Genomic DNA, 24,100 nt, shown 5'->3' with positions numbered 1-24,100 from the left:
TGCGCGGTTCCCGGAGACCCGTTCCGTTCAAAAAAACCCGTGAGCGGTTGACGACTTTCGTTCCAGAAGGCGCTTGCCATGCCGAGTGTCGTGCCTGAACCGTGCCGGCTCGACAGAACGGCGGTCGGCGCTCACATTGACATATCGGTAATTCTCGATATACTCGCTGCCCATGGAATTGCTCGACATCTTCAAAGCCCTCTCGAACCGGACTCGCCTTGAAATCCTGCAGGGTTTGAAGGACCCCGTGAAGAACTTCCCGCCGCAGGATGAAGGGGACGTTCATACGGTGGGCGTCTGCGTCAGCAGTATTCAGGAAGGTGTCGGGCTGTCGCAGTCGACGGTGTCCGATTATCTTGCGACGCTGCAACGAGCCGGCCTGGTGGAAGTCAGGCGCATCGGCCAGTGGACCTACTACAAGCGTAACGAAGCAGCCATCAGTGCGCTGGCCAAGGCCATCGGGAAAGACCTGTAATTTTTTGCCCCATAATATCGACAATTCTCGATATCCCTATTTACCGAAACGAGGATGTGCAATGAAAGCGCTGTTGCTCAAGTCATTTGGCGGCCCGGAATCGTTCGAGCTACGTGACGTACCCAAGCCGGTGCCGCACGCCGGACAAGTCCTGGTTCGCGTCCATGCCACCTCCATCAATCCATTGGATTACCAGGTTCGACGGGGAGACTATCCGGACCTGGTACCCCTTCCGGCCATTACCGGACACGACGTATCGGGCGTGGTCGAAGCCGTCGGGCCCGGTGTGAAGGCCTTCTCGCCGGGGGACGAAGTCTGGTACACCCCGCAAATCTTCGACGGGCCAGGCAGTTACGCCGAGTACCACGTGGCGGCCGACAGCATCGTCGGGAAGAAGCCGCCGTCGTTGAGCCATCTCGAGGCGGGCAGCCTGACCCTGGTGGGCGGAACGGTTTGGGAAGCACTGGTCGTGCGTGCGGCGCTACGTGTCGGGGAAAGCATTCTGGTACACGGCGGCGCAGGAGGCGTCGGCCATGTGGCGATCCAGCTCGCCAAGGCCATCGGCGCAAGGGTGTTCACGACCGTGCGCGAAGCAAACGTCGAGTTCGCCCGCAGCCTGGGGGCCGATGTGGTCATCGACTACGAACAGGACGATTACGTCGACGCAGTCATGCGGGACACCGGCGGCCGCGGCGTCGATGTCGTGTTCGACACCATCGGCGGCAACACCCTGTCGCGCAGCCCCGATGCGCTCGCCCAGCTTGGTCGCGTCGTCACGATCGTGGACATCGCCCAGCCACAAAACGTCATTCAGGCGTGGGGCAAGAACGCGAGTTATCACTTCGTCTTCACGCGACAAAACCGCGGCAAGCTGGATGAGTTGAGCGCGTTGATCGAACGCGGACAGCTGCGGCCACACGTTGGCGCCGTCTATTCCCTCGCCGACGTTCCGCTCGCGCATGCCCTGCTGGAGCGTCCCAACAACGGGGTTCGAGGAAAGATCGCGATTGCGGTCGCGCCGTCGGCGTATCCCGAACGTGTTGCCGGTACTCGAGCGGCGTGATCTTTTTCTCGCATGTGGGCCGGAGCAAGCTGTGCGTGATTCGCCGTGCGCCGCGAGCATCGGGGTTGCGCGGGGGCCGAACCTGACAGCCCGAAGCACAGCCGGCGGGATCGCAGCAGGTTCTGACGGACAGTCGACCTCGTGAGCATGATGCGGCCTGTGGCACCATGAAATGCCGTCGTCATGGGCCTACCCATGGGGCCGCGAACTTCCTATCGTGGAGACCTGCGACGCGCCTGCCGAATCGGCGGCGCGCCCTCTTCTCCTCGACAGGTCCGCCAATATGAACGCCAACGACACCGGACTGACCGTACGCGCGGTCACGGAACACGACTACGACCAGTGGCTGCCGCTGTGGGACGGCTATAACCGTTTCTACGGCCGCTTCGACGATAAGGCCCTGCCGCTGCGCATCACGCAGCTCACGTGGTCGCGCTTCTTCGACGGCTACGAACCGGTGCATGCGCTCGTCGCCGAGCGCGCCGGCCGGCTCGTCGGACTCGTGCATTTCCTGTACCACCGCAGCACGACGCATATCGGGCCGACCTGCTACCTGCAGGACCTGTTCACGCTCGACAGCGAACGCGGCAAGGGTGTCGGCCGTGCGCTGATCGAAGCCGTGTACGACGCCGCGCGTGCGCATCGCGCCGAGCGCGTGTACTGGCAGACGCACGAGACGAACCACACGGCGATGCGGCTCTACGACACCGTTGCGGCAAAGCCGGGGGCCGTGCTCTATCGGAAGGAGCTGTCGCGCTGAGCGGAGCGGCGAAACGCGAACCAATGCCCTCTCCTGAGTCGCCTCACTTGATTGCATGCCGTGGTCCCTCCTCGGAACGGCCGTCTCGGTAATTTGGTAGCCCAAGGGACACAACATTACCCTTATGATCATTTTTTGTATCCATGGGGCTACAGATGACGACATTGGCCGACGTTGGAGAGATGCTGAAACATGCTCGCCACTCAGCGGGGCTTTCACAGAAAGAGCTGGCCGAGTGCGCCGGCGTCGCACGTACCACACTCGCTCGCATGGAAACGCTTGCGCGAGGCGACATGAGCGTATCCGCGCTCGTTCGTCTCCTTGAGGCCGCCGGCTATGACCTGCGGGCGGTGACGTGCGGACACGCGCGCACGCTCGACGACGTGCTGGCCGAGCAGCGCACGATGGGAGATGCGTGACATGCGCCTTCACGTCTCTGTCAAAGGCAAGCGCGTCGCTCACCTCTATCGCCAGGCGCACGACTATGCGTTGCGCTACATCGAAGCTGCCGGATTCTCGGACGCGGATCGGGCCGATACCGCGAGACAGGTCATCGGTCGCTCGGAATTGCTGGCAGATCCCGACAAGGGGAATTGAGAGCCCGGCGAAATTCACACGATCGGCCGCGCCTTCATCCACAGAAACAGCGGCACGCGCGCCCACTGCTTCAACTGATCCGTATCGGCGTGGTCGGGCGGCGGCTCGCGCAGCGACACGATCGCGAACCCGGCCGCTTCCAGCGCCTCCATGTACGCCTGCAGCGGCAGCGACCAGCCGGCGAAGTGCATCGACAGCCCGTCGCGCGTTTCCACGCCATCGAAATGCTCCCGCCCGAAATAGCTGCCCTTCAGCACGAACGGCGCATCCGGTTGCGGCCCCGCGAAGCCGCCACGATCGCGGAACGGATGCACGAGCGAGATGAACAGCGTCCCGCCCGGCTTCAGCACGCGGCGCGCTTCGTTCAACGCGCGCTGCATGTCATCGAGATCCATCAGCACGTTGTACGCCATCACGAGATCGAAGCAGGCCGCGTCGAACGGCAGCGACGCCGCGTCGGCCAGCTTGTAGCGATGCGCGGAATCCGCGTGACGCGCGGCGTCGAGCATCGCGGGCACCACGTCGGTCGCCGTCACGTCGTAGCCGAGCGCCTTCAGCTCGCGGCTCACGCGGCCTTCGCCGCAGCCGATCTCCAGCGCGCGGCCGGTATCGCGGCCAATATAGGCCGCGAGCCCCGCACGGTATTTCCAGAACGCGTCGTGCCCCGGCTTGCCGGCCCAGTCGATCCATTGGTCGGCGACCTGCGTCCAGTGTTCGGTGATGGCTGTCGTGTCGGTCATGTGCGCTCCCGCCCGGTGTGCGTCGTTGGCTCAGGATGCGCATGGTAAGCCGAAGCGGCGGAACGCGTCGGCGGGGTGCGCCGCGCAACCGGATTCCGTTTCCGGCTGCGACGTTCTACAGTGACATAAAACAATCTGCGCCGTTGCACGTCGCCGCCGCCCGACGATGCGCACCCGATTCCGAGGACATCCCATGCCGAGCATCCTGGCCGCGCCCGCCAATCTCCCCCCGAGCCCCGTCGCGGCGGAAACGCGCATGGTGCACGACGTCGCGACGCTCAAGCCGTCCGACTACCGTGGGGCGGACGGTGCGTCGTGGGTCATCGCCACCGTCACGCCGGCCGCGGACAGCGGCACGAACGTGACCGGCACGAGCTACTTCGACACCGCGAAAGGCCAGACCGTCCCGGTACCCGACGCGCGGCGCCGCTATGCGAATCGCGGCACGTGGCAGGTCGTCGCGAGTTCGAGCCCTTCCGTGCCCGCCACCGGCCGCTACGACTGGCTGACGCTCGCGTGGCTGCCGATCAACCGGCGGCCGCTGCCGCAAACGCCCGAGCACCTGTATTCGCCGTTCATTCGCGGCGGCACGATCGTGTATCGATGGAATCCGGCCGCGGAAGGCGGCGAGCAATTCGGCAACGTGCGGATGATCTTTCCGGAATGGACGCAGCAGGTGGCTGATGCGTTGCGGGCCGCTTCGGCAGCGTCGCCGGACGGGGCGAGCGCGTCGGCCGCACCGCCGCCGCTCGATCGCCTGCAAGCGGACACGAATCCGATGACCGCCGTGCTCGACTTCAGCGATGCGCTGCGCGACGAGCCGGTCGAGAAGGTCGTCGCGCGGCTGCCGGGCCTGCTACGCGTGAAGGATCTGCACGAACTGTCGGCGATCGTGTTCCTGTGCCTGTCCGGATCACGCGCAGAAGACCGGCCGCGCTTCGCGGCAATGATCAACGGCTCGATCGCGTCGACCGACGACAGCGCGCGGCTGCTCGCGATCGCCTATGGCGCGTTCGCAGCCGGCCGGGCGCGGCCTTATCCGTTCAACGATGCAGGGCAGACGGCGCGGATCAACGACGTGTTCGGCGCGTTGAAGCGGCGGACGACGGCGCTCAACGTGCCGGTCGGGGAAGGGTCACCTTGGTATGAGTTCTTCACGGCATATCGGCTCGGCGACGCGGTGTCCGGCACGGGGCAATGAGTGACCGCGGCGACCCGCGCCGCGACGGCAAGACCCGATCACGGGTGTGAGAAATCTTTCGCCGCGCAGTCGCCGGCTCTTTCATGCATGCCAAACGCGGCGATGAAGCCGTGCCGAATCGATTTTCGATCTTTTCGACCTTTTGAATCGAATCGTCCGGTGTTAAATTCCCGCCCGGCCACAGAGCCACCTCAAATAACCCGAACTAAAAAAGACCAAATCATGAAATCTGTATTCCGTCATGCCGCACTGGCACTGGTAACGATCGGCTTCCTGTCGGGCTGCGCGAGCAGCGTGACACGCGACGCCAGCGATCAGGCGGGGGCCATCGCAACGGCATCGACGCCCAAATTCGGCTCGAAGCCCGTGATCGTGCAAGTCACGCTCGACAACGCTGCCCAGGAAGCGCTGAAAGACAACCTGAAATTCAGCCCCGAGAACCTGAAAGGGAAAATCGAAAGTGCGCTGGCCGCACGCAAGCTGCTGGCGACGGCCGGCTCGACCGATGCGATGCACCTTAACGTGGAAGTCACCGGCATTCGCACGCGCTCGAGTTTCTCGGCCGTCATGTTCGGCTTCATGGCCGGCAACGATCATGTCGACGGGACCGTGACGCTCACCGATGCCGACAACCATCCTCTCGATCGCTTCAAGGTGTCGGCATCGTATGCGCTCGGCGGTATCGCCGGCATCGACAGCATGCGCATGGACTGGCTGTACGAGAAATTCACCGAGAAGACGCTCGCGACGCTCGATCCGGCGACCGCGGCCACGCAGGCCGACACGGCACCGGCAGCATCGAAGAAGCTGTAAGACCCGACGCCCGACGGAGCGCGGATGCGCAGCCCGTCGGGCGACGGCGGTGAATCACATGCCACCGCCAACGAATCGTTTCGCCGGTCGCGAACCGACCATCATGCAATGCGCGAGTGAATGCCCGGTGCTCGCATGTGGCAGTGGTCCTATTCCGTTTGATCAGCCGACAGGAGTCGGATTGCGGCCGCGCCCACCGGCCGCCACCAGGCATTCGCGCCCGCATGCATGACAATAAAAAATCGGCCGCCCGGGGGAGAGCGGCCGTCAAGGAGAGATCCCTGTTCGGGATGCCGGCGGACACCACTCCGGACCGGCCTGCGTATTGTTGATGAACGCGATTCCGCTGACCATCAGACCGGTCTGATTTGCAACCTGACTGCGCGAAAATCACGGCGTCCTGAGCCTGCCGCCTCCATCGAATCCGCAACGCGCCATTACGTTCTCGATGGGAACCCCCATACGCGGCGACCTGTCGAATCGCCGCACGACCGTCGACGGCTTCATCGCCATGGCGGACAATCCCCTCTCCAGCCCCGCTCGATCACGTCCCGCCCTTTCATGCTGAGCATTGGTCCCTTCTCGATCCGCGTCGTCGCGGTAGCCGTCGCCGCGCTGCTCGCGTGGCTCGTCGCCCGTTTCATCCAGCGTCGCCCGCCGGACGGACATCACAAGACCGCATCGAGCCTGATCCTCGATGCGTTGCTGTTCGGCCTGCTCGCCGCACGCATCGGCTACGTCGCGCAGTGGTGGCACGAATACACCGCCGCGCCGCGCTCGATCATCGCGCTCGGCGACGGCGGCTTCGACTGGCGCATCGGCCTCGCGGCGGGAATCGTGTTCGCGGGCTGGCGCCTGCGCCGCCTGACCGCGCTGCGTCGCCCGGTGATGGCCGGCATGCTCGCGGGCGTGGCCGCATGGGGCATCGCGCAGGGCACGTTCGCCACGTTGCAGCACGGCGCGCCGCCGCTTGCCGCGTTGCAGCTCGAAGCGCTCGATGCCACGCCGGTGCCGGTGCAACGCTTCGCGGGCAAGCCCGTCGTCGTGAACCTGTGGGCGACATGGTGCCCGCCCTGCCAGCGCGAAATGCCGATCCTCGCGCAAGCGCAGCAGGAGCATCCGGGGATGACGGTGCTGATGGTCAACCAGGGCGAAGACGCGCAGGCGGTGCGCGCGTTCCTCGAACAGAAAGGGCTGCGGTTCGATCACGTGCTGCTCGATCGCACGCTGCACGCGATGAAAGCCTACGGTTCGCGCGGGCTGCCGACGACGCTCTTCTTCGACGCGAAAGGCAACCTCGTCGAATCGCACATGGGAGAGATCACCGCCGCGCGGCTGAAGGATGCCGCGGCGGACCGCTTCGGGCAGTAACGCGCGTCTCGTCCAAAGAACCGCGGCAACTGCTTCGTCACATCCGCGCCTCGACCGCGGCCAACCGCGCCGGCAGATGTTCCAGCAGCGCATCGACGGCGGCCCGGACTTTCAGCGGAAGATGCAGCGTGTAGGGCCACACTGCGTGAATCGGAAAGATCACGCCCGGCCGATCGGGCAGCAGCTCCCGCAACCTGCCGCTGCGCAACGCATCACGCACCAGCCAGTACGGCAACCACGCGACGCCCAGATCCGCAATGGCCGCATCCATCAGCGCGCTCAAGTCGTCGGACAGCAAACGAACGGCGGGCTGCAATTCCGCGAGCTGACCGTCGACGATGACGCGCCAGCGATGCACCTGGCCGAAACGCGTGTAGGCCAGCGCCTTGTGCCGTTCGAGCGCTTCATAGGTCGTGGGTTCGCCGCAGCGGCTCAGGTACGCCGGCGATGCACAGAACGCCATCCGGTGCTCGCCGAGCGGACGCGCCACCAGCTCGCTGCTGTTCGGCAACGTGCCGACGCGAACCGCCAGGTCGAAACGCTCTTCGACCAGGTCGACGGAACGATCGCTGAACGACAGGTCGAGATCGAGCTCCGGATGCGCCTTCGCCAGTTCGATCAGGATCGGCGCCACACACAGATGACCGAAGAGCGTCGGCATCGACACGCGCAGGCGCCCCTTCATCTGCCATTTGCCGGTTTCCAGCAGCGCTTCGCCCGCCTGGATCTGCTCCATCGCGCGCAGGCAATGGTCGTAGAACAACGCGCCTTCGTCGGTCAGGCTCTGGCTGCGCGTCGTCCGCTGAAACAGCACGACGCCGAGCCGCTCCTCGAGGCGCGCGATGCTCTTGCCGACCGCGGACCGCGTGATGTGCAGCCTCTCCGCGGCTGCCGCAAAGCTGCTCGCTTCCGCCGCGGCGACGAACACATCGATGCCCTTCAGGTTGTTTCGCATGCGATTGGGGATAAATATGCTACACAATGCGTCGATCTTATCGCTTTTGGAGATAAAAGGTGGCTGATAGGATCGATTCCAGTCCTCACCTTCGCAACGGAGCCCCCGCATGGCACGCATCCTCGTCCTTAAATCGAGCATCAACGGCAGCCAGTCGCAAACCGGTGCGCTGATCGACACGTTCCTGGCCGAGCGCCAGGCCAACGGCCATGCCGACGACGTGATCGTGCGCCATCTCGTCGACGCCGACCTGCCGATGCTCGACAGCGAGCTGTTTCACGCGCTGCGCGGCGCGGCCCATCCGAGCGAGCGCGCGCAACGCGCGATCGTGCTGTCCGACGAGCTGATTGCCGAGCTCAAGGGCAGCGACCTGCTGCTGATCGGCGCGCCGATGTACAACCTCAACGTGCCGACCCAGTTGAAGAACTGGTTCGACCTCGTCGCGCGGGCACGCGTGACGTTCCGGTACACGGAGACCTATCCGGTGGGACTCGTCGAAGGCATCAGCGCGATCGTGTTCAGCTCCCGCGGCGGCGTGCACGTCGGCCAGGACACGGATGCGGTCACGCCTTACCTGCGTGCCGTGCTCGGCCTGATGGGTATCTCGGACGTGGAATTCGTCTATGCCGAAGGGCTCGACATGAAGCCGCACGGCGTCGAGGCCGGGCTGGCGAATGCACGCCGGCAGATGGATGCGCTGCACGCGTAAGGCCGGATCGCGCGCGGCGGAACGTGCGACGCCGAAATCAGACTCGTCCGATTGGCCGTGCCGGATGCGATCCGTAAACTCCGGCGCATGATTTCCGCACTCCAGTCCACCTTCGACGCGCTGCGCGACACCGTCGCGCGTTGCACCCGGCGCCCCGCGTTCCTCCGCAACCTCGACATCGTGGTGCTCGCACTGATCGTCGCGAGCGTGCTCGTCGTGATGGCCGACAGCGTGCACGACCTGCACGAACGGTACGGCCACGCACTCTATGCGGCCGAATGGGCATTCACGCTGCTGTTCACGGTCGAATACGTGGTGCGGCTGCTATCCGCACCCAAGCCGCTGCACTATGCGCGCAGCTTCTTCGGCATCGTCGATCTCGTGTCGATCCTGCCCACCTATCTCGCGTTCTTCTTCCCCGGCCTGCATGCGCTGATCGACGTGCGGCTGCTCCGGCTGCTGCGCGTGTTCCGCATCCTCGGGCTGTCGATCTACCTCGAGGAAGGGCAGATGCTGATGCGGGCGCTGACCCGCGCGCGGCGCAAGATCTTCGTGTTCATCGGCGGGATGTTCGTGCTGACGGTGATTCTCGGCACCGTGATCTTTCTCGTCGAAGGGCCCGAGAACGGCATCACGAGCATTCCGGTGGGCGTGTACTGGGCGGCCGTGACGATGAGCACGACCGGCTACGGCGACCTGACGCCGCATACGCCGCTCGGCCGGCTCATCACGTCGTGCGCGATCCTGCTCGGCTACGGGATCATCGCGTTTCCGACCGGGATCATGGGCGCGGAGCTGGTGGCGTCGGCGCTGGAGCGCACGCGTGCCAACGCACGGCGGGCCACGGGCGATGAACCGTGCTGCCCGCATTGCGGCGTCGCGCTGCCGGAGCGCGGTGCGAGCGATACGCCGCATCCAAAATAGGCCCCGTCCTATTCAGCTTCACCTCCTCTTGTTCGAAACTGGGTTCATCGAGCGGTTCGGTCGCTGCATCGCCGGCCATCACGACACGCGATGCGCATCTTGGATACGCCGCTCGTCTTCCAGCCATTTCGATAAGGAGTTCACATGATCATTCGATCGACCCTGGCGACGCTCGCCGCCGCTACGCTGACCACCGCCGCTTCCGCACAAGTCCTTCAGGAAAAGAATCTTTCACTGACCCTCGCGACCGAAATCGCACAGCAGACCATCCAGGCCTGCTCGGCCAGCGGCTACAACGTGGCCGTCACCGTCGTCGACCGCAGCGGCATCGCACGCGCGATGCTGCGTGCCGACCATGCCGGCCTGCATACGGTGGATGCGTCGCAACGCAAGGCCTACACGGCGCTGTCGACGAAGACACCGACCGGCACGCTCGCCGCGAACCTGCAGAAGAACCCGGCCGCCGCGCAGATGACGGCCATCGACGGCTTCCTGGTGCTGGGCGGCGGCGTGCCGATCAAGGCAGGCGAAGAAGTGATCGGCGCGGTGGGGGTGGGCGGTGCGCCGGGCGGGCATCTCGATGAAGCCTGTGCGCAGCAGGGGATCGCACGCGTTCAGGCGAAATTGCTGTAACGGCTATGCCCGGATCCCGGCAAGTCGAACCGACAAGGTAACGTTACGGCGTGACGACTCCGGTTCCGGGCGCCGCCGTGGAATGTCTGCCATGCCGGACCATGTGCCGCCCAGCGCCGCCAGACGTCTGGCGGCCTGGGTACGCACCAGCGTGTTGATGACCTCCCGCAACAAGTCCGCTTCGTTCCCCCCTGGTCCGGTCATCTGCACGGCCTTCGCAAAGAGATCGTCGTCGATCGTCACCGTGAGCCGCATGGCCTGCCCCTCACCCCGCCTGCTCGCCCAGCGTCTGCGCGAACGCCGCCAGCCCCGTCAGCATGATCTGCACACCCACGCACAGCAGCAGGAACGCCGACACCCGCATCGCCACTTTCGTCCCCTCGCTGCCGAGATAGCGCGCGAGCGTCGTCGCGCGGCTGTAGATCTGCCAGATCGCGAACGCGACGAGCGCCGCGACTGCAACCGACACCACGCCGGAGGTCAGATAGTCAACGGCCGTACGAGCCCGGTTCGCATGCAGCGCGATGCCGGCCGCGATCGAGCCGGGGCCGATCGTCAGCGGCACCGTGAGCGGGAAGAATGCACGCGCCATCAGCTTCGGCAGATCGTCGCCATGCACGGCGCTGTCGCCGCCCGGCACGTCGGGCGCGTTGAGCATCGACCAGCCGGCCACGGCCACCGCGAAGCCGCCGCCGATCCGCAGCGCTTCCATCGAAATCCCGAAGAAATTCAGCACCGGCGCACCGATGAAAAAGATCACGAGCAGCGTGAAGAACACGTTCGTCGCGAGCTGTTTCGACAGCGTCGCGCGCTCGGCCTCCGTCAGCGATTGCGTGCGCTCGAGAAACACGAACGCCATGCCGAACGGATTGATGATGCCGATCAGGCCGGTGAAGCCGAACAAGATTTCAGAGATCAGGCGGTCGACCGGCATCGCGATCGTGCTCCTCGGTAACGGACTGGAAATAAAAAAGGCGACCGGTCGAAATGACCGGCCGCCAGGAGGACACGCCTCAAAGTCCGGCGCGCGCGGGGGGCGCGCCGACCCGCAGAACCCCGATTGTCGATGAAGCGCGGTGAGCGGGAAATCAGTCAGGTCTGATTTTGCGGGACGATGTTCGATGCGATTCCCTCATGCGAATGGCGCGAAGGGTCGCACTGCATTTCGGGCGCACGCCGAAGAACACCAATCAAAAAAGCGGCGGCCAGTCGTGACGAGCAGCCGCCCAAGAAATTAGAAAATTCCACGAATCGTCGCGGCGCGTGGAGTGAACGCACCACGTGTCGGCAGCAACGTAGCGGCACCGACGTACCCCGGCGCAGCGACGGTCGCGCTTTCCGCGTCGGCATCGGCGGTCGATGCGACGCCGGTGACGATCCGCGTCAGCAATTCGGGAATCGGGACGACACCCGACCAGCTCGCGCACATATTCGAACCCTTCGCGCAAGCCGACAGGTCGATCGCGCGACGATTCGGCGGCACCGGCATCGGGCTGGCGCTGAGCCACAAGCTCGTCGAATCGATGGGCGGCAACATCGTGGTGGACAGCGTGTCGGGCGTCGGCTCGACTTTCGTCATTACGCTGCCGCTCGGTCACCGTCCGGGCGCCGCGTGCGCCGATGTGAACGCGGATGCCCCCAATGCCCGCGTGATGTTCGTCGACGCCAACCCGGTGAACCGTCCGCTGACTCACGACCAGCTCGACGTCCTAGGCTATCCGGCCGACGTCGCGTCAGCGTCGCGGCGGCGCTCGACCTCGTCGATCGACATGACTATGCGCTCGTGATGACCGACCTCAACATGCCGGGGCTCGACGGCTATGCGTTTACGCGGGTGTTGCGTGAGCGCGGCCGATTCTCGCGGTGACGGCCCATGCCGAGCCGGATGTATTGCGTTTCGCGCGGGAAGCGGGGATCGACGAGATTGTCGCGAAACCGACGTCGTTGAAGTCCCTGGAGCTGGCGATCACGAAGCACACGGGTCCATCACAGGCGCCGCATTCCTCACCGCCATCGCGCCGGTATGGGCCGCTGCCTCATGATCTGCACAAGGTGCTTCCCGACACCGCGTACCGGTCGAATGGCGCAATCGCACGGGCGCTCCAGGACGGTGACTTGAAGGCTGCCCGAGCGGAGATTCACAGCATGCGCGGCGCTTTCGCGACGATCGGCGAGCATGAGATCTCCGGTCTGCGCGCATCGATGGAAGCGTTGGCGCTGGCGGGCGACGCCGCGGCGTTCGCGCGTGAGTTCGAGCGATATCGGCACGACGCGAAAGAGATCCTCGTGCGACGTGCGGCTGGCGAGTCGCAACAGTCGGCTGACACGTTTTCTGACATATCGGCGATGAGGTGACGAAGCGGTTCGCCAGCGCAACTGCCCCGGAATCGTTGGACTTCAAGCGCGCAAGACATCGGCCGAACGGCCCATGTCGATAAAACCGTACAAGACCGATATCAGCCAGCAGTCAATCTCGGTAGAGTGGTTACACGTTCTCGCGTGGAAGGTTCATTCACTTCGACATGCCAATCATGTAACGGAATGGCGAACGAAATCCACTGTGTAAACGAGCGCGGCCCGCAGGTGACAACAACACCTGCGGGCCGCTGACCACAACCAACTTCAAAGGAGTTGACCATGGCTGGCGCGAATCATAACGCACCGACGTATTTCCGCGATTGTTTTTTCTCCCCGCAATCGTCCTCTCAATCTGGCCGGCTCGTTCCGCACGTCAGGCTGACCGACATGGCGCCGCCTGTCATGTATCTGTGGACGAAATTGTCCGGCCGGTGGATCGAAGCGGCGGGTTTCGATCCGGAGCAACGCTTGCAGATCGAGGTATCGCACAAGCGGCTGGTGATTACCCCGATCGACGATGCGGGCAGCGATTGTCGCGTAACGCACGAACGCCCCGATGGCGATCCCGCGACGGGGCAGCAACTGGAATCGGTGATGGCAGGAGAAGCACAATGAATCACGACGCCCCGAACCAATACACCGACGGCGTGCCGGCCGATTTCGACTTCTACGACGTCGGAGAACTGGCGGCTAAGTCCACGCTCGTGCTGAAGCTCAATGCGCTGATCGCGTCCCGCGGCCTGAGTGAGGAAGAGGCTGCTGCGCTGGCCGAGATGACCCGGCCGGTGGTCACCCCCGAGCAGCGCGACAGGCTTCGAAACGTTTCGCTGGAAACGCTGATGGTGACGCTCGCATCGCTCGGCCAGCATGTGGAAATCGTGGTGCGGCCCGCGACGGAATCGGGGCCGGTGGGTATCACGGTTTCGGTCTGACGGTTGGTGAAGTAGACGGAAAGTAGTGTGTGCGGTGGCCGGTTCCGGCCGCCGCCATAACAGTTTCGGCACCACACTCTTTGGATAGGTCAGTGATGAATCGCGACGAATGTCCTCAGTGCACCGACAACGTGCTTGTCGACCTGGATTTCGATGATGCCCAGGCACTGACGGCCAAGGCCGCACTCGCCCTCAAGCTCAACGAACTGATCGACTCGCGCGGCCTGACTCAAATCGAGACGACATCCATCATCAGCATGACGCAACCGAAGGTGTCCCAAGTACGTCGCTACCAACTCCGGAACATTTCTCTGGAGCGGCTGATGCAAGCGCTGGTGTCGCTGGGCCAGCATGTGGAAATCGTGGTGCAGCCTGCAAGCCGCTCGTGTTCGGCTGCTATCACTGTCGCAGCGTGACCAAGACCCCGTCCTGGAAAGGAAGTGTTTAGTACCGGAATATCCTCGGCGCTCGCATAGGGCAGCGTTAGGAGTAGCGCCATCAATGGATAGCATGACTGCGACCGGGCCCAACGGTCGCCGCCGAAGCCCCTCCGATACCACGCGTATTCAATTTAACGTGAACGATCGTTACAACCAATCGGACCAGGCTGATTCTGCAACGCTCACCCTCCCGAACCAATCGATCCTCCGCGAGCTTGCGCGCGCAGCGCGCGTGTTGCCCACGGAATCTGATCGTCTCGCCAGCCTGCGTGACACCTTCCAGCTCGCGGTCGAATTGTTCGAATGCGAAGTGCTGGCCGCCCAATGGATAGAGTTGCCACACACTGAGCTTGCCGGGCAGAAACCGCTTGAATGTTTGGATCCGGATCAGGGTCACGACCGCATACGGACGCTTCTGATACGAGCCATTCACGGAGTCTGCGCATAACCCGCGTCAGACTCACATCTGCTCGAACAGACCGAGCGGGGAATTCCACGTGAACGAAAGGCGGGCTGCCATCCTGTCTGACGGACGTCGCCAGACACACCAGGCAGCCCTTCACACACCACCAACTTACTGCTGAATCGTCGCCTGCGCCGCCAGCTTCTCGACCAGCGCAGCCATCGCCCGCTGATCCGCCTGCGCTTCGAGCTGCTGTCGCAGCACGTTCTTCGCCGCGTCGATCGTGCGCGCGGACAGGTCGTCCGTGTTCATGCGGATGCGCCCGTCGGCTTCGCGCAGGTTCTTCGTCGCAACATCGAACATCGTCTGTCCTCTCGATCGAGTCGAGGCCGACCGTCCGGCCCTGAATGTCTCGCATTAAAAACGCAGACGACATCGATCTCCATCAGACGGGTCTTACATCGCCCCCGCGATACGCCTGAATCAGACTCGGCCTACGCGCACGCGTCCAACGGGCTTCCCGGCGACTTTCGTACGAGTTACGTACCAATCAGACTACTAAATGAATCCGTTTAGGACTTGTCCGATTCAATTGCCGACGGTACCTGCATAAAGTGGAGTGCATCACGGCACCGAGCCTTCCGCCACGACCGGAACGACAGCCCGCGACGCCATCCGGCGCCATGCTTCGAATCGCGAAGTATGGCCAGCCCTCCCCGATTCACGATGCAGCCGATCGCCCCCCGACGCGCGAACGGCTTCCCGGAGAGAACTCACATGCAGATCACCCCGCACGACATGCCCACGCTTGCCGACATCCCCCGACTTCCGCTCGATTTCGCCGATCCGACGCAAACCGCTCCGATCGAAGCGAAGGCCGCGCCCGGCATGCTCGACGAATCCGTCGCCGCCGCCACGCAAACGCTGATCGAGCGCGGCGATCTCGCGCGCGCTGCCGAGCTCGCGGTCATGCACTGGCAGCAGCATCCCGCGTCGCCGGCGGCGGCGTTCAATTGCGGCTATGCACTTCAGATCGCCGGGCGGCACGCGGAAGCGATCGTTCCGTATCGCAGGACGCTCGCGCTCGCCCCCACGTGGCCGTCGCTGAAGAACAATCTCGCGCTCGCGATTCGACTGTCGGGCGACGACCCCGACCTGGAACATGCATTCATCGAAGGTGCGCTCGACGACGATCCGAACCACGCGCAGGCGTGGACCAACGCGGTCATTACGCGCCTCAACCGCTTCGACCTGGACGGCGCGCTGCGCGCGGCCACCCGTGCCGTGACGCTTGCGCCCGACAGCGCGCTCGCGGCCAACAACGCGGCAGCGGTGCTCAAGGAAGCACAACGGTGGAGCGACGCCGAGCAGTACGTGCAGCACGCGTGCGCGCTCGATCCGGACGACCTGACGCACCGCCACAACCTGTCGCTGTTACGGCTCGCGCGTGGCGACTTCGCATCGGGATGGGCCGACTACGAGGCGCGCTGGCACGGTGCGGGGGAACTGCGCGGCACGCTGCCCGCGTTTGCTCGGCCGCGCTGGTGCGGCGAATCGCTTGCCGGAAAGACGCTGCTCGTGTGGGGCGAACAAGGCATCGGCGACGTGCTGCAGTTCAGTCGCTACGTGCCGCTGCTCGCGGAGCGCGTGCATCGCGAAGGCGGCCGGCTCGTGTGGAACGTGTTTCCGCAGATGGGCGCGCTGGTCGAGCGCAGCCTCGGCGATCACGCCGACGTGTTCGATACCCGCACCCGCGTCGAGCACCTGCTCCACTTCGACTACGAACTGCCGCTGATGAGCATTCCGTGGATGCTCGGCCTCGACGCGGACACCCTCTTCACGTCCGTGCCGTACCTCCATGCTGACGCCGGCGCTACCGACGCATGGCGCCACGCGTTGTCCGGCGAGAAGCGGCTGGAGGTCGGCCTTGCGTGGACAGGCAGCCTCAACCATCAACGCAACCGCTTCCGCCGCGTCGGGCTCGAGCGTTACGCCGATGCGTTTGCCGGCGTGCAGAAGGACGTCGCGTTCTATTCGCTGCAACCGGGCGCGCAGCATGACGTCGAAGCCGCGAAAGCGGCCGGGTTCGACGTGACCGACATGACGCGCGAATGGAAGACGCTCGACGACACCGCCGCGTTCGTCGGTGCGCTCGACCTGGTGATCACCGTCTGCACGTCGGTCGCGCACCTGAGCGGCGCGCTCGGTCAGCCCACTTGGGTGCTGCTCGATGCGAACCCGCATTGGATCTGGCAGCACGACCGGCGTGACAGCCCGTTCTATCCGAGTGCGGCGCTTTATCGCCAGCGGAATTTTGCCGATTGGCAGCCCGTGCTCGACGAGCTGGCCGCGGATCTGCGGGGTCTCGTCGGCTGATAGGCGAGCACGGGCGCTGGCGTTGCCGATTTGCGGCCGACGGACATCCTACGGCTGCGAAAACACCATCACACGCCCTTGCACACGCTGGAGCTTCAGCCAGCCCATGTCGGCGGTGAAACGCAGTTGCTGCAACGGGAAGTCGAACTGCGCCTCTCCGGCGGCGCTCACGACCGCCTGGGCGATCCAGCGGATCAGCGCCTTCCCTTCGTCGGTCGTCACGCTGCCGTTCTGCACGCCGTAAAAATAGCGATTCCCGGCGTTGACCTCGTTCTGCAGTTGCATCCAGTGCCCCGGCAACCCCTGCAGGGTCCGGAACAGGTCGGCGACCCGTTGCGTCGTGAGGCCGCGCGCCCACAGCGCGCCGTTCGCAGCCGGCCGCGCCAGATTGTGGCGATCCGCTGCCTGGGCCTGCTCCTTGATCTGTCCCCGCAGGGAATCATCCTTCGACATGCCGCACTCCTCATGGTGATAGGCGCGGGAGAACAGCCTCGCGCGCGCCGCATGCACGATACGCCCATTGCGAGAAGTCATCGCCTGTCAGGTATGTCAGGCGTCAATATGGGACATCCGTCCCCATCATGCTGTCCCCTTCCCTTCAGCACGAACGCCGTTGCCGTACACCCCGCCATCGCGAACCGCATCGTGATTCCATTACCGGGCGGAAGAGGTTTCGGAGTATCCGTCGCGCAAGCATCTCGACGCGAAGACCCGCGCGTGGGTGGATTTCATGAAAGCGGAACTACGTGCCGCGCTCTCAGGATCGTGCGGCAGCAACCGCACGCACGACGATGCAGCCGCGCCGGTCACCCCCGGCGCGGCCACCGTGCCCCCGCTTACGCGACAGCCTTCACCGCGGGCTGCGCAGCAAAAAACGTCGCCTGCACCGCGTCGTCCGCGCGCGCATACGCGCGGTTGATGCCGCTGATCACCGCGCGGATCGACGCGGTCGTCAGGTTCGCGTCGATGCCGACGCCGAACGCGCTGCCGCGCACGCCCGTGCCGGCCAGTTCCGCGATCGCGATCGCCTTCGCATCGGCGCCTTGCGACAACGCACGCTCCTCGTAGTGCTGGATCCGCAGCGGCGTGCGCAACGCATGCATCAGCGCATCGAGCGGGCCGTTGCCTTCACCCCGCAGCACGCGGCGCTCGCCGTGCACGTCGGCGGTCAGCACGATCGTCTCGCGGCCGTCGCGCTCGGTCAGCTCATGGCCGACATAACGCAGCGGCGCGTCGCCTTCCACGTATTCCTGCTGGAACAGCGACCAGATCTGCGCGCTCGTCACTTCGAGCCCGCTGTCGTCGGTCAGGCGCTGCACGGCCGCGCTGAAGTCGACCTGCAAGCGGCGCGGCAGCGCGACGCCGTAGCTCTGCTCGAGCAGGTACGCGATACCGCCCTTGCCCGACTGGCTGTTCACGCGAATGATCGAGTCGTACGTGCGGCCGACGTCGCTCGGATCGATCGGCAGGTACGGCATTTCCCATACGGCATCGGGGCGCTGCACCGCAAAGCCCTTCTTGATCGCGTCCTGGTGCGAGCCGGAGAACGCGGTGAACACCAGGTCGCCGACGTACGGATGGCGCGGGTGGATCGGCAGCTGCGTGCATTCCTCGGCCGTGCGCGCGACTTCGTTGATCTGCGAGAAATCGAGGCCCGGATCGACGCCCTGCGAGTACAGGTTCAGCGCGAGCGTGACGAGATCGACGTTACCGGTGCGCTCGCCGTTGCCGAACAGGCAGCCCTCGATCCGGTCCGCGCCGGCCATCACCGCGAGTTCGGCCGCCGCGACCGCGGTGCCGCGGTCGTTGTGCGGATGCACGGACACGATCAGCGCGTCACGGCGCGCGAGGTTGCGGTGCATCCATTCGATCTGGTCCGCGTAGAAGTTCGGCGTGCCGACTTCGACGGTGGCCGGCAGGTTCACGATCGCCTTGTGCTCCGGCGTCGGCTGCCACACGTCGAACACGGCGTCGCAGACTTCCTTCGCGAAATCGAGCTCGGTCGCCGTGAAGGTTTCCGGGCTGTATTGCAGCGTGAAATGCGTGTCGGTCGCGGCGTCGGCGAAGCGCTTGATCGTGCGGGCGGCGTTCGCCGCGAGCGTCTTCACGCCGTCGCGGTCGAGGCCGAACACGATCTTGCGGAATTCCGGCGCGGTCGCGTTGTACAGGTGCACGATCGCGCGCTTCGCGCCGCGCAGCGAGTCGAACGTGCGCTCGATCAGGTCGTCGCGCGCCTGCGTGAGCACCTCGATCGTCACGTCGTCGGGAATGTGGCCGCCTTCGATCAGCTCGCGCACGAAATTGAAATCGGTCTCGGACGCCGACGGGAACGCAACCTCGATCTCCTTGAAGCCGATCGCGACCAGCATCTTGAACATCCGCATCTTGCGCGCGGCGTCCATCGGCTCGAACAGCGACTGGTTGCCGTCGCGCAGGTCGGTGCTCATCCAGATCGGCGCCTGCGTGATCGTGCGCGTCGGCCACATCCGGTTCGGCAGGTTGACGGGCGTGAACGGTCGGTACTTCGTCGCGGGGTTCTTCAGCATCATGATGTTCGGTCCTCGGTCGGTGGGTCGGGAACCCGCGGCGCGCTGGCCATCCGTCAGGGTGGCAGGCTGCGCGCACAGCGGTGAAAACGGGTGAAAGCGGCAAGCAAACGGCACAACGGCAAAGCGGTACGGCGAGCGACAGCCTTGGCGGTTGAGCGACCGGGACGGAGCGGAGCGATTCGGAAGAAGGACGAACTCAGGCGCCGGTCGACAACCGGGGCCAGGTCGGTGATGCGGGGGAAATCTGGCGCTTCAGGAAAGAAGCAGATGGAAAGCGCGCAGCCGCAGACCCAGCCCGGAGAAACGGGCTAGTAGTCGTAGCGAGAAGAGGGGCTGGGCAGCTTGCATGGCCGAAATCAAATCACAGGGGGATGGGGGCTGTCAACGGGCTGGGCGCACATGGCGCGGAATTTGATGGCTCAGAATCAGTCCTGTCCGATAGGCGGCGCGCCGCCCCATCGCTATGCTTCATGGGTGCGGCGCCGGTGAGGCCCCTGTTCACGTTCGGAGTGAGTTGGTCTACGTACTTCGCCGGTTGCCGCACCCCCTCCTGTTGCAAACAATCGGGTTTCGGTGTGGGCGTTCGGTGGTGGCCGGTGGGCGCGGCCACGACCGAGATGCTGATGTTGAAACCAACGCTGCCATATGCGAACGCCGAGCGTCCGAGCCGAAGCCCGATTGCCCCCGCCTCCCCCAGCCCGCCCCGCCCGCGCAACCGCGCATCGTTCAGAAAATCGATACGCCCGCCGATATAGTTTCTCGAATATATCGAAATACCTTCAATTAAACGCATTTCATTAAATCGATTAACCGCCATTTTCGATTTACTGAACAATGGCCATTCCCCGGCGAATATTTTTTTATTTATTTTTCGGCATGCTCGGTACGTCGCATTTCAAACGGCAAACGTTTGCGCGACACAGCTGGAAGCCTTATCCATCATTCCTCAGGAGGAAAGCATGGCCGATTCTCAAACGTCATCCAATCGCGCCGGCGAGTTTTCGATTCCGCCGAATACCGATTTCCGCGCGATTTTCTTCGCGAATGCCGCCGAGCAACAGCACATCAAGCTGTTTATCGGCGACAGCAAGGAACCCGCCGCGTATCACAAGCTGACGACGCGCGACGGCACGCGCGAAGCGACGCTGAATTCCGGCAACGGCAAGATCCGCTTCGAAGTGTCGGTGAACGGCAAGCCGTCGGCCACCGACGCGCGCCTCGCGCCGATCAACGGCAAGAAATCGGACGGCTCGCCGTACACGGTCAACTTCGGGATCGTCGTGTCGGAAGACGGCCACGACAGCGACTACAACGACGGCATCGTCGTGCTCCAGTGGCCGATCGGCTGACCTGACGCGCGTCTGACGACGCACCTGACGCCTCACCCCCGCCGGCCGTCTCCGGGCCGGCCGGCGGTTGCGCGCCGCCTTCAGCGGCGGCGCCCCCTTTTGCATCGAAACCCGCCCTACCAAACGGAGACATCCATGCCCCTCCTTTCGGCTTCGATCGTCAGCGCCCCCGTGGCGACGTCGGAAACCTACGTCGACATCCCGGGCCTGTACATCGACATCGCCAAGGCAGAAATTCGAGACGGGAAACTGCAGGTCATCCTCAACGTGCCGACGCCGTACGCGACCGGCAACAACTTCCCCGGCATCTATTTCGCGATCGCGACCAACAAGGGCGTCGTCGCGGACGGCTGCTTCACCTATTCGTCGAAAGTGCCCGAAGCCACCGGGCGCATGCCGTTCACGCTCGTCGCGACGATCGACGTCGGCACCGGCGTCACGTTCGTGAAGGGCCAGTGGAAAAGCGTGCGCGGCAGCGCGATGCACATCGATTCGTACGCGAGCCTGTCCGCGATCGGCGACACGGCCGCGCAATCGTCGTCGTCGGGCAGCGGAAGCGGCGAAACCGGCGCGGGCGGCAATCCGGGCGACTCGGGTAGCACGGGTAGCACGGGTAGCACGGGTAGCACGGGTAGCACGGGTAGCACGGGTAGCACGGGTAGCGGCACGATCGGCGGCAGCGGCGAGCGCGACGGCACGTTCAACCTGCCGCCGAACATCAAGTTCGGTGTCACCGCGCTCACCAATGCGGCGAACGACCAGACGATCGACATCTACATCGACGACAACCCTAAACCGGCCGCCACGTTCAAGGGCGCCGGCGTGCAGGACCAGAACCTCGGCACCAAGGTGCTCGACTCCGGCAAGGGGCGTGTGCGCGTGATCGTGATGGCGAACGGCAAGCCGTCGCGGCTCGGCTCGCGGCAGGTCGACATTTTCAAGAAGTCGTACTTCGGGATCGTCGGCTCGGAAGACGGCACCGACGACGACTACAACGACGGCATCGTGTTCCTGAACTGGCCGCTCGGCTAAGCGGTGTCACGCTGCAACCCCTCATCGCCACGCCGCCCGGCGTGGCGATCCGCGTGGACGCCCCTGCCTGCCCCCGCCCCGCAAGAACGATCAAACGCCCCCGCCGCCGATACCATATAGTCCGCCCGACACGCTCATTGGAAAGCCATGAATCCGGTAGGACAAGCACTCTGGTTTATCGAAACCAAACTGGACCGCGAACTGACGCTCGACAGGATCTCCGCCAATTGCGACATGTCGCGCTTCGGCTTCTCGCGCCTGTTCTCGATGAACACCGGCTGGCCGGTGATGCGCTATGTGCGGGCGAGGCGGCTGACGCGTGCGGCACGCACGCTGGCGCAAGGCGCGCCGGACATCCTGCAAGTGGCGCTCGATGCTGGTTATGGCTCCCATGAGGCGTTCACGCGCGCCTTCCGCGATTGCTTCGGCATCACGCCCGAAGACGTGCGGGCACGGCGCACCCTTGACGGGTTGTCTCTAGTGGAGCCGCTTCGCATGAAAGAACTGAAGATCATCGACGTCGTACCGTCACGCTTCGAAACCACCGGCAAGCGGCTGATCGCCGGCATGAGCGACCGCTACACCTTCGAAACCAACGAAGGCATTCCGGCGCTGTGGCAAGCGTTCATCCCATACATCGGTACCCTTCCAGGCCAGGTCGACGACGTGACCTACGGCGTGTGCTGCAACCCCGATGCGGATGGCAGTTTCGAATACATCGCGGGCGTGGAAGTGACGAGCCGCGAACGGTTGCCCGCACCCTTTCGCTGGATCGAACTCGAACCGCAGCGGTATGCGGTCTTCGAACACGTCGGGCATATCTCCACGCTGCACCAGACGTTCTACAGCATCTGGAACGGCTGGCTGCCGACGTCAGGGTTCAAGGCGGTCGACGCGCCCGAGTTCGAGCGCTACAGCGCGGACTACGATCCGGTGACGGGCGCCGGCGTGCTGGAAATCTGGTTGCCTGTCGAACCTGCTGCGTAAGCGGTTTGCCTTGATCGGCCGCGGCGTGGCTCGCCACGGCCGGCGGCACCGCGCCAACCGTCAACCGGCCCGCGATCCGGCAGGCTCCGACGTCGCCACCGGCTGCGACCACCCAGCCGAAGCCAGCCGCGTGCGTGCATCGAGCACCACGCGATTGAACGCGACGCGCCGTTCGCCCTTCAGCTTCGCTGCCTTGCCCGCCTGCACCAGCGCGACCGGGTCGACGAGACGGGCATGCCGCCGAACCTCGAAGTGCAGATGCGGCCCCGTGGCCGTCCCCGTGCTGCCGACCGCGCCGACACGCTGGCCGCGCGCAACCCGCATGCCGGTTCGCAGCGTCGGCTCGAATGCCGACAGGTGCGCGTAGTACGACGCATAACCGCCGTCGTGACGAATCACCACGTACTTGCCGTAGCCGCGCGGCTCGGTGCCGATGAACGAGACGACGCCGCGCTCCGACGCATGAACCGCACGCCCGGCCGGCGCCGCGAGATCGACGCCGGAATGCACGTGACGTGCGCCGGTGACCGGATGCACGCGCGTACCGAAATGCGAGCTGATCCGGTTTGCGCTGACCGGCATCGCAAACCGCGCGCCGGCAAGGGGCATGCCGTCGAGGTCGTAATAGGCGCCCGGCGAGCCGGCATCGGGCGCAAACCACACGGCCGCGACGTGCTGGCCGTGCAAGCGAAGCTCGAGCGCCGTCACGCGCACGCCGCCCGGCAGTTTGGCCTCACTGTCCGGTTCGTAGGCGACGCGGAACGTATCGCCCAGCGCACCGTGCTGTTTCAGGTCGATGCGACCGGCGAGCAGGCGGGTGATCTGCGCGGCAACGCCGGCCGGCAGATCGGCGCGCGCCAGCGACGCCTGCAGGCTGCCGACGATCGCGCCGGCCCGCGCGCCGCGTTCGGCTTGCTCGAACATGAACGGCTCGGCGCCGGCAAGATCGACCGGGCGCCGTTCGAACGCGGCGGGCTCGCCCGTCGCGGGCAACGCCGACGCAAGACCGTAATCGAACCTCGACGCGTACGCGCGTTCGACCGCGCCGCGCGCCGCGTCGCACAGCACGCGGTAAGCCACGCAGGCACCGAAGCGCGCCACCGGGTCGTCGCGTTCGCCGGCCGTCGGCGCGGTCGACGCATGCGACGTGTAGGCAACGTCGAGCGGCGCGGCCGTCGATGCGTGCAAGCCGCCCCACGTCGTGCGCGCGGCATTGAAAAAGGGCACGTCGACAAGGTCGGCCGTCACGGGCGAAAACGGCGCGGCGTCGTGCGACGCATCTGCCACCGCACCCGGTGCGCCGGCCACACAGGCCGCCGCGATGACACCGCGCAGCAGCGCGCGGCGCATCGGGAAACCCTGAACGCCGCGCTGTGCGGGTTGACCTTGTTCGCGTGCGAGACGGAAACGCAGGTCTAACCGCATGACGTCGT

Annotated in this window: 29 protein-coding genes; 21 read left to right on the top strand and 8 right to left on the bottom strand. The window is 65.0% G+C overall.

The features are described 5' to 3' along the window. Positions 1 to 172 precede the first annotated feature (172 nt). From CFB40_RS18530 to CFB40_RS38695, 5 genes are all read left to right on the top strand, one after another. Positions 173 to 475 (top strand): ArsR/SmtB family transcription factor, encoded by a 303-nt coding sequence (locus tag CFB40_RS18530; RefSeq protein ID WP_089428545.1) that lies wholly within the window; start codon positions 173 to 175, stop codon positions 473 to 475. Positions 476 to 536: 61 nt separating this feature from the next. After that, complete coding sequence (locus tag CFB40_RS18525) at positions 537 to 1,538, top strand: zinc-dependent alcohol dehydrogenase family protein (RefSeq protein WP_089432003.1); 1,002 nt, start codon at positions 537 to 539, stop codon at positions 1,536 to 1,538. 283 nt (positions 1,539 to 1,821) lie between these two features. Continuing rightward, on the top strand, positions 1,822 to 2,298 hold the full coding sequence (locus tag CFB40_RS18520) for a GNAT family N-acetyltransferase (RefSeq protein ID WP_089432002.1): 477 nt from the start codon (positions 1,822 to 1,824) through the stop codon (positions 2,296 to 2,298). A 155-nt stretch (positions 2,299 to 2,453) separates the two neighbouring features. Next, positions 2,454 to 2,717 (top strand): helix-turn-helix domain-containing protein, encoded by a 264-nt coding sequence (locus CFB40_RS18515; protein WP_089428548.1) that lies wholly within the window; start codon positions 2,454 to 2,456, stop codon positions 2,715 to 2,717. 1 nt (position 2,718) lies between these two features. Beyond that, the gene (locus CFB40_RS38695) at positions 2,719 to 2,895 is read left to right on the top strand and encodes a hypothetical protein (RefSeq protein WP_174975413.1); all 177 of its coding nucleotides are present in this window, start codon (positions 2,719 to 2,721) and stop codon (positions 2,893 to 2,895) included. A 14-nt stretch (positions 2,896 to 2,909) separates the two neighbouring features. Here CFB40_RS38695 and CFB40_RS18510 read toward each other — a convergent pair whose 3' ends face one another. Beyond that, positions 2,910 to 3,635, bottom strand: coding sequence for a class I SAM-dependent methyltransferase (locus CFB40_RS18510; RefSeq protein WP_089432001.1), 726 nt, complete (start codon positions 3,633 to 3,635; stop codon positions 2,910 to 2,912). Between the two features lie 193 nt (positions 3,636 to 3,828). Here CFB40_RS18510 and CFB40_RS18505 point away from each other — a divergent pair, with 193 nt between their 5' ends. The 3 genes from CFB40_RS18505 (at position 3,829) to CFB40_RS18495 (ending at position 7,020) form a co-directional block, all read left to right on the top strand. Next, on the top strand, positions 3,829 to 4,836 hold the full coding sequence (locus CFB40_RS18505) for a hypothetical protein (protein WP_089428550.1): 1,008 nt from the start codon (positions 3,829 to 3,831) through the stop codon (positions 4,834 to 4,836). 222 nt (positions 4,837 to 5,058) lie between these two features. Next, positions 5,059 to 5,649 (top strand): DUF4410 domain-containing protein, encoded by a 591-nt coding sequence (locus CFB40_RS18500; RefSeq protein WP_089428551.1) that lies wholly within the window; start codon positions 5,059 to 5,061, stop codon positions 5,647 to 5,649. Between the two features lie 561 nt (positions 5,650 to 6,210). Next, entirely contained in the window at positions 6,211 to 7,020 is an 810-nt protein-coding gene (locus CFB40_RS18495) for a TlpA disulfide reductase family protein (protein ID WP_089432000.1), read from the top strand. Positions 7,021 to 7,057: 37 nt separating this feature from the next. On the opposite strand, the gene CFB40_RS18490 is transcribed toward CFB40_RS18495, so the two are convergent. After that, on the bottom strand, positions 7,058 to 8,086 hold the full coding sequence (locus CFB40_RS18490; protein ID WP_256976839.1) for a LysR family transcriptional regulator: 1,029 nt from the start codon (positions 8,084 to 8,086) through the stop codon (positions 7,058 to 7,060). Between CFB40_RS18490 and CFB40_RS18485 the strand changes: the two genes are divergently transcribed. The 3 genes from CFB40_RS18485 (at position 8,085) to CFB40_RS18475 (ending at position 10,241) form a co-directional block, all read left to right on the top strand. After that, entirely contained in the window at positions 8,085 to 8,684 is a 600-nt protein-coding gene (locus CFB40_RS18485) for an NAD(P)H-dependent oxidoreductase (protein ID WP_089431998.1), read from the top strand. The two genes, CFB40_RS18490 and CFB40_RS18485, sit on opposite strands and share 2 nt — an antisense overlap. 87 nt (positions 8,685 to 8,771) lie before the next feature. After that, positions 8,772 to 9,608 (top strand): ion transporter, encoded by an 837-nt coding sequence (locus CFB40_RS18480; protein ID WP_089433239.1) that lies wholly within the window; start codon positions 8,772 to 8,774, stop codon positions 9,606 to 9,608. 150 nt (positions 9,609 to 9,758) lie between these two features. Continuing rightward, positions 9,759 to 10,241 carry a GlcG/HbpS family heme-binding protein gene (locus tag CFB40_RS18475; protein ID WP_373452694.1) on the top strand — a complete coding sequence of 161 codons (483 nt, stop codon included), beginning with the start codon at positions 9,759 to 9,761 and terminating at the stop codon, positions 10,239 to 10,241. 3 nt (positions 10,242 to 10,244) lie between these two features. On the opposite strand, the gene CFB40_RS18470 is transcribed toward CFB40_RS18475, so the two are convergent. Next, the gene (locus CFB40_RS18470) at positions 10,245 to 10,496 is read right to left on the bottom strand and encodes a type II toxin-antitoxin system VapB family antitoxin (RefSeq protein ID WP_089431996.1); all 252 of its coding nucleotides are present in this window, start codon (positions 10,494 to 10,496) and stop codon (positions 10,245 to 10,247) included. 10 nt (positions 10,497 to 10,506) lie between these two features. Beyond that, positions 10,507 to 11,175 (bottom strand): MarC family protein, encoded by a 669-nt coding sequence (locus CFB40_RS18465; protein WP_089431995.1) that lies wholly within the window; start codon positions 11,173 to 11,175, stop codon positions 10,507 to 10,509. A gap of 334 nt (positions 11,176 to 11,509) precedes the next feature. Between CFB40_RS18465 and CFB40_RS39140 the strand changes: the two genes are divergently transcribed. From CFB40_RS39140 to CFB40_RS18440, 6 genes are all read left to right on the top strand, one after another. Then, a complete protein-coding gene (locus CFB40_RS39140) occupies positions 11,510 to 12,028 on the top strand; it encodes an ATP-binding protein (RefSeq protein WP_254600294.1) in 519 nt (172 codons plus the stop codon). A 76-nt stretch (positions 12,029 to 12,104) separates the two neighbouring features. Next, a complete protein-coding gene (locus CFB40_RS39135; protein WP_256976837.1) occupies positions 12,105 to 12,596 on the top strand; it encodes a hypothetical protein in 492 nt (163 codons plus the stop codon). A 282-nt stretch (positions 12,597 to 12,878) separates the two neighbouring features. Further along, complete coding sequence (locus tag CFB40_RS39130) at positions 12,879 to 13,214, top strand: SymE family type I addiction module toxin (protein WP_089428559.1); 336 nt, start codon at positions 12,879 to 12,881, stop codon at positions 13,212 to 13,214. Continuing rightward, on the top strand, positions 13,211 to 13,531 hold the full coding sequence (locus CFB40_RS18450; protein ID WP_089428560.1) for an XRE family transcriptional regulator: 321 nt from the start codon (positions 13,211 to 13,213) through the stop codon (positions 13,529 to 13,531). The genes CFB40_RS39130 and CFB40_RS18450 overlap by 4 nt, the downstream gene beginning before the upstream one ends. A 95-nt stretch (positions 13,532 to 13,626) precedes the next feature. Beyond that, positions 13,627 to 13,947, top strand: coding sequence for a helix-turn-helix domain-containing protein (locus tag CFB40_RS18445; protein ID WP_089428561.1), 321 nt, complete (start codon positions 13,627 to 13,629; stop codon positions 13,945 to 13,947). 85 nt (positions 13,948 to 14,032) lie between these two features. Beyond that, positions 14,033 to 14,419, top strand: a complete 387-nt coding sequence (locus CFB40_RS18440; RefSeq protein ID WP_179255289.1) for an antitoxin Xre/MbcA/ParS toxin-binding domain-containing protein — start codon at positions 14,033 to 14,035, stop codon at positions 14,417 to 14,419. 126 nt (positions 14,420 to 14,545) lie between these two features. Here the strand turns inward: CFB40_RS18440 and CFB40_RS39125 are convergent, their stop codons facing one another. Next, a complete protein-coding gene (locus CFB40_RS39125) occupies positions 14,546 to 14,737 on the bottom strand; it encodes a hypothetical protein (RefSeq protein ID WP_089428563.1) in 192 nt (63 codons plus the stop codon). 414 nt (positions 14,738 to 15,151) lie between these two features. Here CFB40_RS39125 and CFB40_RS18430 point away from each other — a divergent pair, with 414 nt between their 5' ends. Continuing rightward, positions 15,152 to 16,750 (top strand): hypothetical protein, encoded by a 1,599-nt coding sequence (locus CFB40_RS18430; protein WP_089431993.1) that lies wholly within the window; start codon positions 15,152 to 15,154, stop codon positions 16,748 to 16,750. A 48-nt stretch (positions 16,751 to 16,798) separates the two neighbouring features. Here CFB40_RS18430 and CFB40_RS18425 read toward each other — a convergent pair whose 3' ends face one another. Next, complete coding sequence (locus tag CFB40_RS18425) at positions 16,799 to 17,203, bottom strand: hypothetical protein (protein WP_011356516.1); 405 nt, start codon at positions 17,201 to 17,203, stop codon at positions 16,799 to 16,801. A gap of 383 nt (positions 17,204 to 17,586) precedes the next feature. After that, positions 17,587 to 19,296, bottom strand: coding sequence for a 2-isopropylmalate synthase (leuA, locus tag CFB40_RS18415; RefSeq protein ID WP_179255315.1), 1,710 nt, complete (start codon positions 19,294 to 19,296; stop codon positions 17,587 to 17,589). Between the two features lie 962 nt (positions 19,297 to 20,258). Between leuA and CFB40_RS18410 the strand changes: the two genes are divergently transcribed. The 3 genes from CFB40_RS18410 (at position 20,259) to CFB40_RS18400 (ending at position 22,667) form a co-directional block, all read left to right on the top strand. Then, complete coding sequence (locus tag CFB40_RS18410; RefSeq protein WP_043178912.1) at positions 20,259 to 20,648, top strand: fucose-binding lectin II; 390 nt, start codon at positions 20,259 to 20,261, stop codon at positions 20,646 to 20,648. A 135-nt stretch (positions 20,649 to 20,783) separates the two neighbouring features. Further along, positions 20,784 to 21,680 carry a fucose-binding lectin II gene (locus CFB40_RS18405; protein WP_089431991.1) on the top strand — a complete coding sequence of 299 codons (897 nt, stop codon included), beginning with the start codon at positions 20,784 to 20,786 and terminating at the stop codon, positions 21,678 to 21,680. Positions 21,681 to 21,827: 147 nt separating this feature from the next. Continuing rightward, positions 21,828 to 22,667 (top strand): AraC family transcriptional regulator, encoded by an 840-nt coding sequence (locus tag CFB40_RS18400; protein ID WP_089428567.1) that lies wholly within the window; start codon positions 21,828 to 21,830, stop codon positions 22,665 to 22,667. 60 nt (positions 22,668 to 22,727) lie between these two features. Here CFB40_RS18400 and CFB40_RS18395 read toward each other — a convergent pair whose 3' ends face one another. Next, on the bottom strand, positions 22,728 to 24,092 hold the full coding sequence (locus CFB40_RS18395) for a M23 family metallopeptidase (RefSeq protein ID WP_089431990.1): 1,365 nt from the start codon (positions 24,090 to 24,092) through the stop codon (positions 22,728 to 22,730). Positions 24,093 to 24,100 lie beyond the last annotated feature (8 nt).

The sequence above is a fragment of the Burkholderia sp. AU31652 genome (genome assembly GCF_002223155.1).
Lineage (GTDB): Bacteria > Pseudomonadota > Gammaproteobacteria > Burkholderiales > Burkholderiaceae > Burkholderia.
Note: the sequence above shows the minus strand (reverse complement) of the source record. Positions and strands in the feature narration are given on the sequence as shown.